We start from the raw sequence: 17,992 nt of genomic DNA on the forward strand, positions 1-17,992 counted from the left end.
CTCTAATAAATTACTTCAACACCTCCACATCAATAAAGCTATCATTAAACACCGTGTGGGTAGCTTTCTGATAGTCGCTTGCTGTTGCTTTGTATGGGTTCTCAACAAACTTTTGCGGGTTACGAGCGTAAAGCGGGAACGATGTGCTTTGCACCTGTATCATAATGCGATGGCCTTTTTTAAAGGTATGAAGTACATCATTCAGGTGGAAGTTTACCGGGGTTTTCTGGTTTGGCACCATTGCCTCGGGTTTTTCAAAGCTATTGCGGAAACGTGCCGGCATAATTTGCGAACGTACCATTTGCCAGTAGTTGCTCAGGATGACGTTCTTGTTCGGCATGTAAGGATTGTTCGGCTCGTCCGGAGGATAAACGTCGATCAGTTTTACTATCCAGTCGGCATCGGTACCTGTGGTAGCAACTTTTAGATTAGCCATTATCTCACCGCCAAGGGTAACGTCATCAGTCAGAACATCCGTTTGGAAAACCAGCACATCTGTACGCCTGCCGGCAAAGCGTTGATCCTCGCTCATGTAATTGTGCGGGGTAAAGCCCATGGTAGTGGTATTATCCTCGGTGTAAGGAACAGGTTTTAGCGGGTCGCTTACAAAACTGGTACCGGCGCCACCGTTTTGTGCGGTTTCGGTAAGCTTACCATCGTTATTCAGGTAAAATTTAACATGGCTGGCAGCCGGAGAAGGCCATTTATCAAACTTGCGCCACTCATTTTTACCGGTGTTGAACATGTAAGCCTTAGGCAGGCCTGAGTTCTTATCACCATTCTCCTTTAGGAAGTGATGAAAGAATTTTTGCTCCATCTCTTTTTGGTAGAAGGTAGCAATACTATCGCCAAAGTAGATGTTACTATGCATGGTATGCCCCGTCTCGCGCGACCAGCGACCATGACCAAACGGGCCCATCACGATAGTGTTATAAGCGGACGGATCTTTCTTTTCTATGGTTTTGAAAATTGCCAACGGACCGGTTAAGTCTTCGGCATCAAACCAGCCACCAACCAGCATAACGGCTGGTTTCACTTTGTTGTAGTGTTTTAACAAACCGCGTTTTTGCCAAAACTCATCGTAGTTGGGATGGTTGACGGTTTCCTGCCAAAAGAAATTGTCTTTGTAATATTTATCGGCATTACTTAGCGGACCAAGATCTAACAGAAACTGGTAGCCATCGCGTGTACCGGGATTAAACATGGTGTTCTGGTACCATGCTTTTGAGGTGGTATCTGTTTTTTGCACACCAAATACAGGGAAAGTAAAGAAGTAGCCTTCTATAAATGCTCCGTTATGGTGAAAATCATCAAAAAAGAAATCGGAAATAGGTGCCTGCGGCGATGAGGCTTTTAACGCAGGGTGATTACTCAAGATACCCGCAGCGGTGTAAAATCCGGGGTAGCTTATACCCCACTGACCAACTTTACCATTGTTGTTTGCGACGTTCTTTACCAGCCAGTCTATAGTATCATAGGTATCAGAACCTTCATCAACATCTTTTTTGGTTTTCTTGTTATCGATAACCGGGGTCATGTTGGTCCAGGTGCCTTCGCTTTTGTATCGGCCGCGTACATCCTGGTAAACGTAGATATAACCTTCCTGCATCATGTATTTTGAGGGACCAACCTGGTTGGGATATTTGGTTTCGCCGTAAGGGGCGATACTGTAACAGGTACGCTGCATAATGATCGGGTACTTTTTATCCTTAGCAGCGTCGTTAGGCGTGTAGATGGAAGTAAAAAGCTTTACGCCATCGCGCATGGTGATGTAAACGTCCTTTTTGATGTAGTGCTCTTTTACGTAACTGCTTTGGGCAAGCATCGAGTTGCAGGCAATAGCCATTAGCAGCAATAATGCGGAGAGTTTTTTCATGATGTGGGTCAGTAATAGTGTTAACGGGTGTAATTTACTAAGTAAATTGCTAATTAACTACATAGTTACAATGATGTTACAAAAGCAACATTGTTTCATTTACAGAATATTACTTGAGATAGTGTTCACGTTCACGCACGTGAACACCGTGAACGCTTATGAACGCTGACAGAAAAATGTCATTAGGCCATTAAAGCATGACTCACACCGGCATCGCTACGCTTGTCGGCCCTCTCTTCGCTGCGCGAAAAAAAGGGCGTTAGAAATGACTTTTCACCCGCTTTGCAAAGCAGAGAGGGTCGCGCATCCCGATAGCAATCGGGACGGGGATGAGTCATCTCGCAAATTTACTCACCCCGACATCGCTACGCTTGTCGACCCTCTCTTCGCTACGCGAAAAGAGGGTGATAAACTTTCCTTTCCGGGAAAAAAGGGAATATTGAATTCTGTTAATTTTACAATTCTAAATGCTGATCCAGAAAACGCGTTAGGGATTGAAGTGGATACATGCCCTTGTGCCTAAGGCCTGCAGGCGTATGAACGTAAAGCCCGACCCCGATATACGTCGGGGAAACGCCTTTAGTTAGAGATTAGTGATTGATTGTTTAGATTTTAGTTAAAAATCTCGCAACATATCTAATAAAGAACCTATACAGATAAATCTCTGTCAAACCCTTCACATTTTAATTAAATAGCTATTTATAAGGCTGTAAACATTGCGTAACTTTGGCCTCCAAATTACACTACTATGCAATATGATGTTATCGTTGTAGGGTCTGGTCCTGGTGGTTATGTGGCTGCCATTCGCTGTGCCCAATTGGGGTTAAAAACCGCAATAGTCGAAAAATATAATACCCTTGGCGGTACCTGCCTTAACGTGGGCTGTATCCCATCAAAAGCCCTGCTTGATTCTTCTGAGCATTACCATAATGCCGCACATACTTTTTCAACACATGGCATTAAGCTGGATAACCTGGGTATTGATTTTGGCCAGATGATAAAACGCAAACAGGAAGTGGTTGATGCCAACACCAGCGGTATCAGTTTCCTGATGAAAAAAAATAAGATAGACGTACACCAGGGTGTAGGTTCTTTTAAAGATAAAAACACCATTACAGTTACTAAAGCTGATGGTACAGCTACCGAAATTACCGGTAAAAATGTAATAATCGCTACGGGTTCAAAACCATCGAGCCTGCCTTTCCTGAAGATCGATAAAAAACGCATCATCACTTCAACGGAAGCTTTAAAGCTTACCGAAATACCTAAACACCTGATATTGATAGGTGGCGGTGTTATTGGTTTGGAATTGGGTTCGGTGTATGCCCGTTTGGGCGCAAAGGTATCTGTGATTGAGTTTATGGATGGCATTATCCCAACCATGGATAAGGCCCTTGGCCGCGAACTGCAAAAAGTGCTTAAGAAACTGGGCATGGATTTTTACCTTAACCACAAGGTAACAGGCGCTACCGTTAAAGGCAAAGAGGTAACTGTTACTTTTGATAACGCCAAAGGCGAAAAGCAAGAACTTAAAGGCGACTACTGTATGGTAGCCGTTGGCCGTGTGGCTTACACCGATGGTTTGGGCTTAGATAAAATCGGCATTACCGTTGAAGAGCGTGGCCGCAAAATACCAGTTAACGATCACCTGGAAACCAGTGTTAAAGGTGTTTATGCTATTGGCGATGTAATTAAAGGTGCTATGCTTGCCCACAAGGCGGAAGACGAAGGTACTTTTGTTGCCGAGATAATAGCCGGACAAAAACCACACATTAACTATAACCTGATACCCGGCGTTGTTTATACCTGGCCGGAGGTTGCTGCAGTTGGCTTCACCGAGGAGCAATTGAAGGAAGCCGGTACAAAATATAAAGTAGGCTCATTCCCGTTCAAAGCCAGCGGCCGTGCACGTGCAAGCGGCGATTTGGATGGTTTTGTCAAAGTACTGGCTGATGCTACTACCGACGAGATCCTTGGTGTACACATGATAGGTCCGCGCGCTGCAGATATGATAGCTGAGGCAGTTATTGCCATGGAGTTCCGTGCCTCTGCAGAGGATGTAACCCGTGCAAGCCATGCCCACCCAACTTATACCGAAGCAATGCGTGAAGCTTGTTTAGCGGCGACAGAAAATCGCGCTATTCATATTTAATGCTGTTGTTGGAAGGTTGTAATGTTGAAAAGTTCAATTAATTAATCCTTCTTTTGACCGAATAAATAAAAAGGCGTACCAAATGGTACGCCTTTTTATTTATTTCTGCTGCTACCCAAAGCGTTCCGCTTATGGGTTTAATAGCATGTAATTTGACAGGGGGTAAGTATCGCTCAAACAATCAACTCACCCCGACATCGCTACGCTCGCCGCCCCTCTCTTCGCTGCGCGAAAAGAGGGTATCAAAAAGCTTTTATTCTTAACCCTCTTTGCTGCTTGCAGCAGAGAGGATGGTCAAGCGTAGCGTATACCGGGTGAGTCAACTCTTCGATGTTTGATCAGTGACTATTAGCCTTGCTGAAGCAATAGAAACTTTCGAAACTTACAACATTCTAACAAACATCTCCTACTCTGTTTTAATACTCTTTATCGGATTAGCCAAAGCTGCTTTGGCTGCCTGGTAGCTTACCGTTACGACCGATATCACTACTGCTGCCAATCCCGAATACAGGAAGATAGTCCAGCTGATGTGGATGCGGTAATTGAAATCCTGCAGCCATTTATTCATAAACCACCAACCTATCGGCGCGGCTATTGCAACTGATACCAGCACAAGAGCTACAAAATCGCGCGTTAATAATTGCATAAGGTTGGCTACCCCAGCACCTAATACCTTACGGATGCCTATCTCCTTTGCACGGCTTTCGGCCATGTAAGCGGCAAGGCCAAATAAGCCAAGGCAAGATATGATGATGGTTAAGCAGGAGAACGTAAAGGCAATTTTGCCGGTTCGTTGTTCGTTCTTAAATTTTTGGGCATAAGCCTGATCAACAAAATGATATTGGAAGGGATATGCCGGGTTGTATTTTTTGAAAATAGCTTCCGCCTGTTTAAGGCTCGCCGAAACAGATTTATGGGCATCAAGCCTAAAGGTTAAAGAGTTTGACCAGTATTTGTTACCAAAAACCAGCATGGGGTTAATATCCTGAGATGGAGAGCCGATAATAAAATCTTTAATAACACCAACAATTCTAAGCTTGTTGGTTCCGCTTAGTATGGTTTGCCCTATCGGGTCCTTTAACCCCATTACTTTCAGCGCTGCTTCATTCATCATAACCGCGCTTGAGTCTGACGGGTATTTATTGAAATCAATATCCCGCCCGGCAATAAGTTTAAAACCAAATGTCTTAACAAAATCTCCGGTGGTGCCAAACCTGGTGAAGTTTAAATTTTTGTGAGCCGGGTCCATATCGCCCCAATTAAAACCTGTGCCGTTACTGGCATCAAGCGTAACCGGCATGCTTGTTTTACTTACTGCCACGGCGGTACCGCTGTTTATCAAGTCATTTTTTAAAGCTTCGAAGTTCTTCCCTATCGTGCCGGTAACCGGATGCTCTATCAGGTTATTGCGCACATAACCCGTATCACGACTTTGAACATAATTGATCTGCTGATAAATAACTATAGTTGCAATGATCAATACAATGGCAACGGTGAATTGGGTAACCACTAAAAACTTACGCGGATTGATAACCTGCGCCTTCGTTTTAAACAAACCTTTAAGCACCTTAACCGGCCTGAATGATGACAGATAAAATGCAGGGTAGCTGCCCGCCAGCAGGCCTGTTAGTAATACAAAAGCACAACCAGCCAACCATAAGTAAGGATCGGTATAGTTAATGAACAATTTAACGCCCGTTAGCTCCTGGAAGTAAGGCAGCACCAATTGCACCAATGCAATGGCTATAACACCTGCTATCGCGGTTATCAGTATGGACTCTGTTAAAAATTGTTTGATAATAGACAGCCTGCCCGCGCCAATTACTTTACGTACGCCCACCTCTTTTCCACGCTTTTCGCTTTGGGCAGTAGTAAGGTTCATAAAATTGATGCAGGCTATTAGCAATATCAATACCGCTATGCCCAATAAAAGCCTTACCGTTTCTATCGCACCGCCCACCGCTACGCCATTCTCGAACCTTGAGTTGAGGTGCCATTTTTTTGACGGGTGCAAGAATATGCCGAATTTAAGATTGGGATCATGTTGAGTGATCATGCCCTTTATTTTTTTGTCGAAAGCATTAACATTAGTTCCGGGCTTCAGCTGTACGTAGGTATTGAAACTGCTATTGCTCCAGTTATTTGCTTCGGAAGTACCTACCAGTGGCACTATAGATACCAGGTAGTCAAATTGGAACTGTGTATTTACTGGAGGATCCTTAACTACACCCGCAACTTTATAATTGCCATTATCGTTGATACGAAGTATCTTATCTGTAGGATCGTCACTACCAAATATTCGCTTTGCAAAAGTCTGAGTCAATACAATGCTTTTAGGATCGTTAAGAGCCTGTTTGCTGCCGTTGATCATCGGGAAGCTGAACATGCTTAAAAACTCCGGATCAACATCAAGGCCATTGCCCATTATGCTCTTATCTTTGTAATTGAAAAGGCGGTCGGTAGGCCAATACACCCTTGCCACCGCTTTCACTTCCGGATATTTCTGTTTCAGCTCAGTTGCAACCGGGGCCGAACTTACGTCCCACGTGTAAATATTGCCGGTTGCATCCTTGTATGAACGATTCCAAACCTTGTAGAGATTATCTGCATTTTGATGGAACCTATCAAAGCTCAACTCATTTTGCACCCAGGTAAATATCAAAATGGCGCCGCACATACCTGTGGCAAGGCCGACTATATTGATAAAGGAAAACACCTTGTTTTTCCATAAATTGCGCCAGGCAATCTTGAAATAGTTTTTGATCATAGCGGTAAGCGATATTACTTAATATATGATAAAGCTTGTGCCAATAGTTCATTTGATTGATTATCAATTATTTATAATAAAAAATTAAGAAATGAACGTTCGAAATCGAACACTTAACGTACGGCATCAATACATAAAACAGCTTTAGCATTTAGCGGTTAATTACACATGCAAATACTGATAAATATATCAATATTACTGGGTACTATCGCCACGATGGAACTCCTCTCCTGGGCTATGCATAAATATCTGTTTCATGGGCCGCTTTGGTTTATCCATAAAACGCACCATCAGCAGCGCCACGGCTGGTTTGAATTAAATGACCTGTTCAGTATTGGCTTTGCGGCAGTTTCATTATGGCTGATGTGGATAGGCCGCAAGACATTTGATTATCATTTTTGGATAGGTGCAGGCATCAGCGTTTACGGCATCATTTACTTTATCTTCCACGATTGGTTCATCCATAACCGCTTTAAAGCCTTTAAGAGCACTAACCGCTACCTGTTAGGCATCCGGAGGGCACACAAGATCCACCACAAATCCACAGAGAAAAACCCTTCAGAAGAGTTTGGGTTGTTGGTGGCGAGTAAGAAGTGGTTTAGGAATTGACTTCTATTTGTCATTCTGAGCGATAGTGAAGAATCTGATGGATAGCATACATGGACGCTAAAGACGCTTCGTCCCTCAGCATGACAAAAGATTCTTATCAAATCCAACAAATTTCCCGAAATTCGTCCTCATGCTGCAAATACAGGAAAACGTATCCCTCAAAAACTTTAACACCTTTGGTATTGATGTAAACGCACGTTACTTCGCTGAAATAAACCACGAAGCAGACCTGGTTGAGCTTTTTGCCGACCCGCAGTGGCACAAAGTGCAGCGCCTTGTAATGGGCGGCGGCAGCAACATGCTTTTAGTGAATGATTTTGATGGGTTAGTTATCCGGTTAAATATTCGCGGCATTCAGCACCGCATTAGTCATGATGATGTTCATGTAGATGCTGGTGCCGGTGAGGTTTGGAACGACCTCGTTAATTATTGTGTTGCCCACGGCTTTGCCGGTATGGAAAATTTAAGCCTCATCCCGGGTTCGGTTGGTGCCTCGCCTATCCAAAACATTGGTGCATACGGTGTAGAATTGAAGGATGTATTTGAAAGCTGCCACGCTTTTGAAATAGCTACCGGCGAGTTTCGTACGTTCAGTAAGGATGATTGTAAATTCGGCTATCGCGAAAGTGTGTTTAAAGCGGAGCTTGCCGGGCGGTTCATTATCACTTCGGTAAAGTTTAAATTGTCACTGGAGCCACACCTTAATTTAAAATATGGCGCCATTGAGCAGGAGCTTGCTAATAGAAACATAGAGAACCCTAGCATTAAGGATGTATCGCAGGTGGTATCACACATCCGTGTATCTAAACTGCCAGATCCATCTACCATTGGCAATGCGGGCAGTTTCTTTAAAAATCCGGTCATCAGTCGCGCTAATTTTGAAGCCCTGATGTCCAAACATCCCGATGTTGTAAATTATCCCGCGCCTGATAACATGGTGAAACTCGCTGCCGGCTGGCTGATTGAGCAATGCGGTTGGAAGGGAAAACAGGTAGGCCATACCGGCACATGGAAGAACCAGGCATTAGTATTGGTAAACCATGGCGGCGCTACGGGCGAAGAAGTGTACAATTTTTCGTCGCAAATTATAGACAGTGTGTACGATAAATTTGGCGTTTTACTACAGCGTGAAGTAAATATCGTACGGTAAAGCGTTTCCTGAAATCAATTTTCTTCAAATTTAATTCATTTACAAAAACTTAATGCAGCAATTATGTGTTGTTAGTTTTAGGTTGAAAATAACCTTAATTACAGTTGTCATAGTATTGTAAACCACTTGTTTTCAGTAGCTTAAATTTCTTTTTAGATATAAAAGAAATTTCCTTCAATTTAGGTAAGCGTATTAGTCTCTTCTCCATTTTCATTCAATTTTCATTACTGGTATCGTGTTTGTATAAACCTTGATACAAAACATTAACAGAATGACAAAGATTGAGTTTAACACCCTGGTATTACGTCAAGCAAGTTCATTAAGGTCTTATGCCTTGCACTTCACTCATGACGCCGACGATGCTAACGACCTTGTTCAGGATACGATGTTGAAAGCGATAACTTATTACAATAAGTTTAAAGAAGGTACTAACCTTAAAGGTTGGTTGTACACCATCATGAAAAATACCTTCATCAACAACTACCGTCGTTTTGTTAAGATGAGCACTTTTGTAACCAAAAGCGATGAGATATCATCTCCAAACCTGGTATTCAGTTCAACTAAAAACCAAGGCGAAGCTAAATTTGTAATGGACGATATTAAACGCGCTTTAGACCGTTTACCATCTGATTACTATGTGCCTTTCACCATGTATTTTGAAGGCCACAAATATCACGAGATAGCTGACCATTTAGATATTCCTATCGGAACTGTAAAAACCCGTATCCACGTAGCACGCAAATTGCTTAAAAAGAATTTGAAAGCTTATGATAACGGTGTAGCAAAACCGGTTTACGCTGAGATCGATTAATTATAAAATAAACTCAATATATATAGCAAGAAGCTCGTTGTAAAACGGGCTTTTTTTGTTGCACACTAACTCATGTCATTCTGAGCGATAGCGAAGCATCTGTTACACCTTATGCAAGTTGCCCATTAGATACTTCACTACGTTCAGCATGACAAATATGATTAGCCTAACTTCCCTATAGCTACAAACTTTTCAAACACACCTTCTGTATGTGGTGCATCAGCTAACTCTTCGGTAAGGTCTTGCCCGGCCCAGTGTTCATAGTGTTTACCATTGCGCCATAAGCGGCTTTCGGTAACATCATAGATCATGCCTTTAAAGGCCACCCATATCTGCGGTTTATCCTGCCCGTTTCTGAGCGCCAGTTGTGAACGTGAATAAACAGGGAGATCGTTCATCAGATCGTTGCTTTGCGATTTTTGTAATATTCGTAAAAAGCTATGTTCATCAGCAACAATGCCATGCTGTAAAAATGATCTTCAAACGGTATGGTTGTTACCCTTATAGCCATGTTCTGCGCATTATTATACAATACAACCGGTATCGAGGTAAGTAAACCATTTACAATATAAAATGGTAAAAGAGAAACTAAGTAGGCCAGATAAAATCTCGGCAGCCAATTTTTTTTAAAGGTAACCAGTAAAACCACCGGCAACAACGCAAAGGTTACTGCGGTGTAAAGCCTGCCATGGTAAATTGCCAATAGCACCAGAGAAACTATTATCAGCGTAATAGATATGCCTTTACCGGCGTTCTGCGGTAACTGCCACTTTATATAGTAATTTAAGCAGGCATAAATAAATATACAGGCAAATGGTACGGTAAGGAAGAATAGTATCTCTTCTAACGGTAAGCCGAAAAAACGAAGGCCGATAATATATTTGTCATTGAACGACCATACGCCGTAAATGGTGAACAATACATCCCAAAACAAAAAGACCACGCCTGTGATGGCCATTCCCGGCCAGATGTAGCGCCATGTTTTTGCAAAGGCCACCCTTTTATCAAAAGACAGCACCACCGGAAAAAATATGGTAAGTATGTTGATGATAAGGTAGGTGTATGGCTTCACTACAATGCGGCTAAGTGTTCTTTAAGATTGGCGTTTTCCGCAGGTGTGCAGCGCTTAGACTCGAGCAGAAAGTTGATAATGGTTTTAACCAGTGCCTTATCTGCCGATGAATAATACTTACGGTCAATCTGTTTGATGATCTCTTCCCTATCAGCCGTAAGGTTTTTGTTGATGCCTAAAAACTTTGGCACATTATGCTCAATTGAAAATCGCATAAAACGGATCTCGATATTATGCGGGTCAGCTTGTACGGCACCCTTGAAGGTTTTTTCGCTGTCGTTGAGGTATTTGATCTTATAATAAGGATTCCAGGCGTGTTTGGCTTTCAATGCTTCAAGCGTGCCCATGTAGGCATTTAACAATGCCGACCGGTCTTTTATTCCCGATAAATGCGTGTACAGAGAATCGGTTGTTTTTTTACTGTCCAACGCGGTCACCAGCAGCTTTCTTATTTTATGAACTTCGGTATCGGCTACATGATCAAAAGTGAATGCTGAGGTGGTGAACATAACTGTAACGGCAAGGACGGAAACCCACAACCAAATTTTACGAGGTATAACAACTACGCCACTCATGGGTATCAGTTAAATAAAGTTGAGCTTCCGGTGCAGCAGGGCCTTGCAATACAGGCCTATCTTTTGCGTATCAGAAACCCTAATGCGTTTCTCAATAATTGTATTGGCCGAAGTTGCACTTATTTTTTTAAAAAGCTGTAGGTAGTAGATGTAAGCTACGTAAACACCTAACCGGCTGCCTGCCGGCAGTTGCTTAATGCCAACTAAGGCATCGTCGAAATCCTGCTTTATATCTTTCTCAATCAATTTTTTATCTTCCTCGGTAAAATTGCTAAAATCTACCTCGGGAAAATAAGTACGTCCACGGTCTTCATAGTCAGACTTAATATCACGCAAAAAGTTTATTTTCTGAAATGCCGAACCCAAACTGCGGGCGCTTGGCACCAGCCTGTCATACAATGCTGAATCGTTCTCGCAAAAAATACGCAGGCACATAAGGCCAACTACTTCTGCAGAACCGTATATGTATGTTTTGTAACCATCATCATTATAGGCAGTCTTGTCAAGATCCATACGCATGGACAGTAGAAACGCCTCAATAAGATCTTTTTCGATGCCATACTGATTAACCACTTGCTGGAAAGCCTGCAGTACCGGATTGGTGCTGATGCCCCTATCGATAGCCTTAAAGGTTTCCGCCTGGAAATCATCTATGAGTTCCCGCTGGTTATGGCCGTAAAAAGTGTCAACAATTTCATCAGCATATCTAACAAAACCATAAATAGCGTAAACAGGATAACGAAAACGTTTGTTAAAGGCGCGTATACCGGTACTAAAAGACGTACTGTATTTTTTAGTTATAACTTTACTGCACTCAAAACAGGTTTCGTCAAATAAGTTCATTACCCAAATGTACAAAATGAAAGGTGTATTGTTTTTGAGCAAGGTGAATGTAATTGTTTTAATTTGGCTACGATGAACAAAACAGAGCGGGTAGTGGTAATAGGCGCTGGCTTTGCCGGCCTTGCTTCGGCATGTGTATTGGCTAAAAAGGGCTATAAGGTTACCGTTTTAGAAAAGAACGACCAGCCCGGTGGCCGTGCCCGTGTTTGGGAGAAAGACGGATTTACATTTGACATGGGCCCAAGCTGGTACTGGATGCCAGATGTTTTTGATAATTTTTTTGCTTTGTTTGGCAAAAAGGCAAGTGACTTTTACGACCTGAAACGGCTTGACCCCGGCTATCGTATTTACTACGGCAAAGATGATGTACTTGATGTACCCGCAAACATGCAGGAGCTTGAGCAACTTTTTGAGTCGATTGAACCGGGCAGCAGCAAAGGCCTGCGCGAGTTTATGAAACAGGCCGAATACAAGTACAGGGTAAGCATGAGCGATTATGTTTTTCGCCCGTCGCATTCCATTACCGAGTTTATAGATCTTCAGCTGATACGCAAGAGCTTTAGCATGCAACTGCTAACCAGTATGAGCAGCCATGTACGTAAATATTTTAAAAACCCTAAGCTGATAAAAATGCTGGAGTTCCCGGTGCTGTTTTTGGGAGCCACCCCAAAAGATACCCCGGCCATGTACAGCATGATGAACTATGCCGACCTTGCATTAGGCACCTGGTACCCTATGGGAGGCATGAACGAGATCGTTAAAGCAATTGTACGTATTGCTACTGATTTAGGTGTTGACATCAAGTTGAATACCGAAGTTACCCGCTTAGTGGTAAGCAACGATAAAGTAAGCACCATACAAACAACGAATGGCACGTATAAGGCTGATATGGTAATATCAGGAGCTGATTATGAATATACCGATCAGCACCTGTTGCCAAAGCAGGCTGCCAATTATACTGCCAAGTATTGGGATACACGTACCATGTCGCCTTCAAGTTTGTTATTTTACATCGGTACTAATAAAAAGGTTGAGGGCATACAGCATCATAACCTTTTCTTTGATGAAGATTTTGACCGCCACGCAAACGAGATCTACAAACAACCACAATGGCCAAGCGAACCGTTATTCTACGTTTGCTGTACTTCAAAAACAGATACCGCTTGTGCTCCTGAAGGTGGCGAAAACCTTTTCTTCCTGATGCCGATTGCACCGGATCTGAAAGATGATGAAGCCACGCGCAATCGTTATTTTGATTTGCTGCTGGATAGATTTGCACGCATTACCGGTCAGGATATCCGAAACAACATTGTTGTAAAAAGAAGCTATGCACTTGATGATTTTAAAGCCAATTATCATTCTTTTAAGGGAAACGCTTACGGATTGGCAAACACGCTTGCGCAAACCGCTTTCTTTAAACCGGCGATGCGCGCCAAGCACGTTAAAAATCTGCTGCATACCGGTCAGTTAACCGTACCCGGACCAGGCGTGCCACCAGCGTTAATATCTGGGCAGATAGCAGCTAAGGAAGCGATGAAGATGATGGAGAAAAAGTAGATGGAAATCCAATGCATTCAAAATAAAATGTTCGGATCTTTATTATCTTCTTCTTTTTCATTTTTTGGTTCACTTAAATCTGGACTAATTTTACTTGTATCGATATTGTTTATGTCAATATTTTTGTATTTATCAATATTAGGACTATCTATATAAACGTCTTGGATAGCGTTACTTTTAGACAAAGATTTTAATTGTTCAATAGCAGCTTGACGTAGCATTAAAATTCGATCATATTGAGCTATGCCATTTCTGATTAGTTCAGCGTTCAATGGCTCTAAATTCGCTATCACTATCAATTGATGAGTACTACCATAATCTCGAATATTATGCCCCTTCTTTACTAATTGTGGATTTTCGCCATTCCATTCTTTAGCTGTTTTATTGAAAACTACTTTATTTAGAACTTCAGCTTCTTCTGCATAAATTATTCCTTCTTTATGCTTTGGAAGATTGCGCAATGGTATTAAAACTTCTTGAATTGCATCTGTTTGTATACGCCAATTTGCTTTTGTTAAAAATCGTCTAAAATCCCAGACCTGTTCAACCCCTTGTGCTTCTCTTTTCTTTAAATTTTTAAATTCAGTTATAAGCAGCAGCTTAAATTCAGGGCTTATGTAGCTACAAAATTCGAATGCGATATCTACCTGTGCCCAAGTACCGCTTCCGTGACGTCCAGCTTTAGCATAAACTCCAACAGCTCCGGTCTGTTCAACCCATTTTTTTATAGATAAAAAATAATTACTTGAACCCACGTTCTCTTTAATTCCCCGGAATTCCGGGGTTTTAAAATTTGGGTTATTTAATTGCTCCCAAACGCCTAAAAAATCCACGGTAGTTTTACTATTTAACCATCTTTCAATTAGTCTACCACCATCTTCGATGTTAGCGACCATTTCAGTTAAACAGATATAATCGTCATTATTCTGAGTGCTAATTGTTATTATTGTACCCTTAACATTGATCTTGCTCATTTTAATATAAGGTCTGGTTTAACTTTACTCAACAGTTGCAAATCTTCAATAATTTCATCGCAAGGATTCACTTTGATGTTTGATGAAAGATTTGTTGATATTTCATCTTCATTATCCCTAATAAAAAATTTTAAAAAACAGTTTCTATTAGGATAATTGTCATGGTTACTTTTGATAACTCTATCTAAACCTTTCAAAAATTCTTCGTTAACTGTGAAGGTTTCTAATTGTACCAAAAGTGCTTTACTCAACTTATCTCTTATTTCGGATAACATATCTATAGACGTTATTTTCAAGTCCCAATTATCTTTTTGACGAAATTTTTCTTCGATTGTACCTCGTACTTGAAGAAAGTATCCTTCGACCATTTTATTACGAAAATTAACATAGTCATCACCAAAAAATGCAAATTCGTAAGATTCTCCGTAGTCCTCTAAAACCATTGCTCCAAAAGGCTTACCCATTTTTGTGAAACGGTGTTGTACATTGGAAACTAATCCACCTATTCTCAATTCGCCTTTTTTTCGAAGATCTGCAAATTTCAACATGGTTTCCTCCCCACCCTCTCCCGTTCTGGCTTTCTGAACTGTCTTCAAATCCGTCAGGTTGGCGTTGCAGAATTTCTCCAGTTCCAACTTGTAATTATCTAAAGGGTGACCGGTTAGGTAAATACCTATAACGTCCTTCTCATATTTTAACTTTTCGATCAGGCCCCACTCCTCACATTCGGGCATGGTGGGTTCCGGAATGTATGAAGCAACGGCACCGCCAAATAGAGATGCTTGTGAAGTGTTCTGGGTATTCTGATAATCGTTGGAGTATTTAATAAGTCGCTCTACCCCGGTAAGCAGGCCATTTTCTGTTTTGGCAAAAAACTGAGCACGCTTTAAACCAAACTCGTCAAATGCGCCGCCGTACACCAGGTTTTCGTATGATTTACGGTTAACGTTACGCGTGTTTGATCGCTGGGCAAAGTCATAAACAGATTTGTAGGGACCACGCTCAATACGTTCTTCGATAATGCTTTCTACTGCCTTTTCGCCTACCCCTTTAACCCCGGCCAAACCGAAACGGATAACGCCTTTTGCATTGGCAGTGAACGACATGTAACTTTCATTAATATCAGGCCCCAAAACCTCAATGCCCATGCGGCGGCACTCTTCCATGAAAAAGGTGATCTTCTCCATGCTGTTCTGGTTATTCAATACCGCTGCCATGTACTCAGCAGGATAATGTGCTTTAAGATAAGCAGTTTGGTAAGCAACAAAGGCGTAACATGTAGAGTGAGACTTATTAAAGGCGTATTGCGCAAATGCTTTCCAGTCTGTCCATATCTTCGTCAATTTATCTTTGGGATGGCCTTTTGCCATTGCGCCATCCATAAACTGGGCTTCCATTTTATTAAGCACCTCAATCTGCTTCTTACCCATTGCCTTACGCAGCACGTCGGCATCACCTTTACTAAAGCCTGCAAGTTTTTGCGATAAAAGCATTACCTGCTCCTGGTACACGGTAATACCGTAGGTTTCACCCAGGTACTCTTCCATGTCCGGCAAGTCGAATACGATCTCTTCCTGCCCGTGCTTACGTTTGATAAAGTTTGGTATGTACTCTATCGGGCCCGGTCGGTAAAGTGCATTCATGGCAATTAAGTCCTCAAACTTATCGGGCTTAAGATCGCGCAGGTACATTTGCATACCGTCGCTCTCAAACTGGAACGTACCGTTGGTATCACCACGTTGGTAGAGCGCGTAAGTGGTCTCGTCGTCCAGCGGGATGTAATCTATATCAATCTCCACATTGTGGTTCTGCTTGATGAGGCGTAAGGCATCCTTGATAATAGTAAGGGTCTTCAAACCCAAAAAGTCCATCTTGATAACGCCTGCATCCTCAATAACGCGACCATCATACTGGGTAACCAACAGGTCGGAGTCCTTGGCCGTTGCTACCGGTACAATTTCCGTTAAGTCATAAGGCGCAATGATGATACCCGCAGCGTGTACACCGGTATTACGTACTGATCCTTCCAGCTTTTCAGCCTCGCGAAGTACAATCCCTTTCAGATCATTTGATTTGTAGATCTCCTGCAACTCAGGCACCTGCTCAATAGCCGTTTTTAAGTTGATACCCAATGTTTCGGGCACAAGCTTCTTTAGTGCAGTAACATCGCTAAGCGGCATATCCAATACACGGCCCACATCCTGTATACTGGTACGCGCGGCCATCGAACCGTAGGTAATGATCTGCGCTACCTGGTTCTTACCATATTTATCAACCACGTAATCAATAACCTTTTGGCGACCTGCATCGTCAAAGTCCGTATCAATATCGGGCATTGATTTACGATCCGGGTTCAGGAAACGCTCAAACAGGAGGTTGTACTTTAGCGGATCGATGTTGGTGATACCAATACAATAGGCCACTACAGACCCTGCCGCAGAGCCACGACCCGGACCAATGAATACGCCCATATCGCGACCTGCCCTAATGAAGTCGGCAACGATGAGGAAGTAGCCCGCAAAACCCATGGTACGGATTGTGAATAACTCAAAGTTTATACGTTCCTCGGCCTCCGGGCTGATATCTTTATAACGCTCCTTTGCACCCATAAAAGTAAGGTGCTTAAGGTATTCCCACTGGTTTAGCGTGTCGGCGTCCGGCGTGCTTTCGCTATGTATCTTAAATTCCTGCGGTATAACGTAGTTGGGCAGCAGGATATCCCTTTTCAGTTTAAGGGTCTCTACTTTGTCAACTATTTCGTTGGTGTTATCTAACGATTCAGGGACATCATGAAAAAGCTTGCCCATTTCGGCCTGCGTTTTAAAATAGAACTGATCGTTAGGGAAACCAAAACGATAACCTTTACCACCTTCTTCGTCAGTAGCAATAGGTGTGCTTTGCATATCACCTGTGTTTACACAAAGCAAAATATCGTGGGCGTTTGAGTCTTGTTGATCTACATAGTGCGAATCATTAGAGCAAATAACTTTAACGCCATATTTTTTGGCAAACTTTAACAGGGTGTTATTGATGATCTCCTGCTCGTGGATCTCGTGGCGTTGCAGTTCGATGTAATAATCCTCACCGAACAGGTCTAACCACCATTTAAATTCTTTTTCGGCGGCTTCTTCCCCATCCCGCAAAATGGCCTGCGGCACTGATGCTCCAATACAACAGGTAGTAGCAATAAGGCCTTTATGGTATTTTAATATCAGTTCTTTATCAATACGCGGCCATTTGCTGTAAAGTCCCTCCATGTAGCCTAATGAACACAGTTTTACCAGGTTCTTGTAGCCCTCAGGGTTTTTTGCCAGGAAAAGTTGGTGGTAGCGCTTGTCTTTTTTCTCTTTGGTAAATTGCTTTACGTGCCTGTCATCAACCACGTAAAATTCGCAGCCAACAATGGGCTTCACGTTGTGTTTACCCGCCTCGGCTACAAACTTAAACACACCGAACATATTACCGTGGTCGGTAATGGCAAGCGCCTTCATGCCATCTGCAGCGGCTTTTTTGTAAAGCTTGCTGATGTCTGCAGCGCCATCAAGTAACGAGAATTGGGTATGTACGTGTAAGTGAGAAAAATCGGGCATAGCAACAAAAATCCAG

At 42.5% G+C, this 17,992-nt stretch carries 13 protein-coding genes; 5 read left to right on the forward strand and 8 right to left on the reverse strand.

Annotation, left to right across the window (positions count from 1 at the left end):
- Positions 1–10 precede the first annotated feature (10 nt).
- Entirely contained in the window at positions 11–1,876 is a 1,866-nt protein-coding gene (locus FPZ42_RS01785) for a CocE/NonD family hydrolase (protein WP_146268782.1), read from the reverse strand.
- 748 nt (positions 1,877–2,624) lie between these two features.
- Here FPZ42_RS01785 and lpdA point away from each other — a divergent pair.
- Positions 2,625–4,028 (forward strand): dihydrolipoyl dehydrogenase, encoded by a 1,404-nt coding sequence (gene lpdA, locus FPZ42_RS01790; protein ID WP_146268783.1) that lies wholly within the window; start codon positions 2,625–2,627, stop codon positions 4,026–4,028.
- 406 nt (positions 4,029–4,434) lie between these two features.
- Here the strand turns inward: lpdA and FPZ42_RS01795 are convergent, their stop codons facing one another.
- The gene (locus FPZ42_RS01795) at positions 4,435–6,795 is read right to left on the reverse strand and encodes an ABC transporter permease (RefSeq protein ID WP_146268784.1); all 2,361 of its coding nucleotides are present in this window, start codon (positions 6,793–6,795) and stop codon (positions 4,435–4,437) included.
- 168 nt (positions 6,796–6,963) lie between these two features.
- On the opposite strand from FPZ42_RS01795, the gene FPZ42_RS01800 reads away from it, so the two are divergent.
- The 3 genes from FPZ42_RS01800 (at position 6,964) to FPZ42_RS01810 (ending at position 9,365) form a co-directional block, all read left to right on the forward strand.
- Complete coding sequence (locus FPZ42_RS01800; protein ID WP_146268785.1) at positions 6,964–7,404, forward strand: sterol desaturase family protein; 441 nt, start codon at positions 6,964–6,966, stop codon at positions 7,402–7,404.
- Positions 7,405–7,534: 130 nt separating this feature from the next.
- Complete coding sequence (gene murB, locus FPZ42_RS01805) at positions 7,535–8,554, forward strand: UDP-N-acetylmuramate dehydrogenase (protein WP_146268786.1); 1,020 nt, start codon at positions 7,535–7,537, stop codon at positions 8,552–8,554.
- A gap of 271 nt (positions 8,555–8,825) precedes the next feature.
- Positions 8,826–9,365 carry an RNA polymerase sigma factor gene (locus FPZ42_RS01810; protein WP_146268787.1) on the forward strand — a complete coding sequence of 180 codons (540 nt, stop codon included), beginning with the start codon at positions 8,826–8,828 and terminating at the stop codon, positions 9,363–9,365.
- A 161-nt stretch (positions 9,366–9,526) separates the two neighbouring features.
- Here FPZ42_RS01810 and FPZ42_RS01815 read toward each other — a convergent pair whose 3' ends face one another.
- Genes FPZ42_RS01815 through FPZ42_RS01830 form a run of 4 tightly spaced genes read right to left on the reverse strand, consistent with a single transcriptional unit; the run spans position 9,527 to position 11,855 of the window.
- Positions 9,527–9,763 carry a cytochrome b5 domain-containing protein gene (locus tag FPZ42_RS01815; RefSeq protein ID WP_146268788.1) on the reverse strand — a complete coding sequence of 79 codons (237 nt, stop codon included), beginning with the start codon at positions 9,761–9,763 and terminating at the stop codon, positions 9,527–9,529.
- Entirely contained in the window at positions 9,763–10,437 is a 675-nt protein-coding gene (locus FPZ42_RS01820) for a lycopene cyclase domain-containing protein (protein ID WP_261382207.1), read from the reverse strand. Before FPZ42_RS01820 ends, FPZ42_RS01815 begins: the two co-directional genes overlap by 1 nt.
- A complete protein-coding gene (locus FPZ42_RS01825; RefSeq protein WP_146268790.1) occupies positions 10,437–11,012 on the reverse strand; it encodes a hypothetical protein in 576 nt (191 codons plus the stop codon). Before FPZ42_RS01825 ends, FPZ42_RS01820 begins: the two co-directional genes overlap by 1 nt.
- Positions 11,013–11,021: 9 nt before the next feature.
- Positions 11,022–11,855, reverse strand: coding sequence for a phytoene/squalene synthase family protein (locus tag FPZ42_RS01830; protein ID WP_146268791.1), 834 nt, complete (start codon positions 11,853–11,855; stop codon positions 11,022–11,024).
- A 27-nt stretch (positions 11,856–11,882) separates the two neighbouring features.
- On the opposite strand from FPZ42_RS01830, the gene FPZ42_RS01835 reads away from it, so the two are divergent.
- Positions 11,883–13,412: a phytoene desaturase family protein gene (locus FPZ42_RS01835; protein ID WP_391561001.1), complete on the forward strand. Its 1,530-nt coding sequence runs from the start codon at positions 11,883–11,885 to the stop codon at positions 13,410–13,412.
- A 17-nt stretch (positions 13,413–13,429) separates the two neighbouring features.
- Here the strand turns inward: FPZ42_RS01835 and FPZ42_RS01840 are convergent, their stop codons facing one another.
- Both FPZ42_RS01840 and dnaE read right to left on the reverse strand, forming a co-directional pair.
- Positions 13,430–14,386, reverse strand: coding sequence for a KilA-N domain-containing protein (locus FPZ42_RS01840; RefSeq protein ID WP_146268793.1), 957 nt, complete (start codon positions 14,384–14,386; stop codon positions 13,430–13,432).
- Positions 14,383–17,976: a DNA polymerase III subunit alpha gene (gene dnaE / locus FPZ42_RS01845; RefSeq protein ID WP_146268794.1), complete on the reverse strand. Its 3,594-nt coding sequence runs from the start codon at positions 17,974–17,976 to the stop codon at positions 14,383–14,385. The genes FPZ42_RS01840 and dnaE overlap by 4 nt, the downstream gene beginning before the upstream one ends.
- Between the last annotated feature and the right edge of the window lie 16 nt (positions 17,977–17,992).

This window comes from Mucilaginibacter achroorhodeus, from assembly GCF_007846095.1.
Taxonomy (GTDB): Bacteria; Bacteroidota; Bacteroidia; order Sphingobacteriales; family Sphingobacteriaceae; genus Mucilaginibacter; species Mucilaginibacter achroorhodeus.

Bases quoted from the DNA above. Each gene is read 5' to 3' on its own strand.
- FPZ42_RS01800 (WP_146268785.1), top strand. From the start codon at position 6,964: ATGCAAATACTGATAAATATATCAATATTACTGGGTACTATCGCCACG.
- FPZ42_RS01840 (WP_146268793.1), bottom strand. From the start codon at position 14,386: ATGAGCAAGATCAATGTTAAGGGTACAATAATAACAATTAGCACTCAG.
- FPZ42_RS01815 (WP_146268788.1), bottom strand. From the start codon at position 9,763: ATGAACGATCTCCCTGTTTATTCACGTTCACAACTGGCGCTCAGAAAC.
- FPZ42_RS01830 (WP_146268791.1), bottom strand. From the start codon at position 11,855: ATGAACTTATTTGACGAAACCTGTTTTGAGTGCAGTAAAGTTATAACT.
- FPZ42_RS01785 (WP_146268782.1), bottom strand. From the start codon at position 1,876: ATGAAAAAACTCTCCGCATTATTGCTGCTAATGGCTATTGCCTGCAAC.
- FPZ42_RS01810 (WP_146268787.1), top strand. From the start codon at position 8,826: ATGACAAAGATTGAGTTTAACACCCTGGTATTACGTCAAGCAAGTTCA.
- dnaE (WP_146268794.1), bottom strand. From the start codon at position 17,976: ATGCCCGATTTTTCTCACTTACACGTACATACCCAATTCTCGTTACTT.
- lpdA (WP_146268783.1), top strand. From the start codon at position 2,625: ATGCAATATGATGTTATCGTTGTAGGGTCTGGTCCTGGTGGTTATGTG.
- FPZ42_RS01795 (WP_146268784.1), bottom strand. From the start codon at position 6,795: ATGATCAAAAACTATTTCAAGATTGCCTGGCGCAATTTATGGAAAAAC.
- FPZ42_RS01825 (WP_146268790.1), bottom strand. From the start codon at position 11,012: ATGAGTGGCGTAGTTGTTATACCTCGTAAAATTTGGTTGTGGGTTTCC.
- murB (WP_146268786.1), top strand. From the start codon at position 7,535: ATGCTGCAAATACAGGAAAACGTATCCCTCAAAAACTTTAACACCTTT.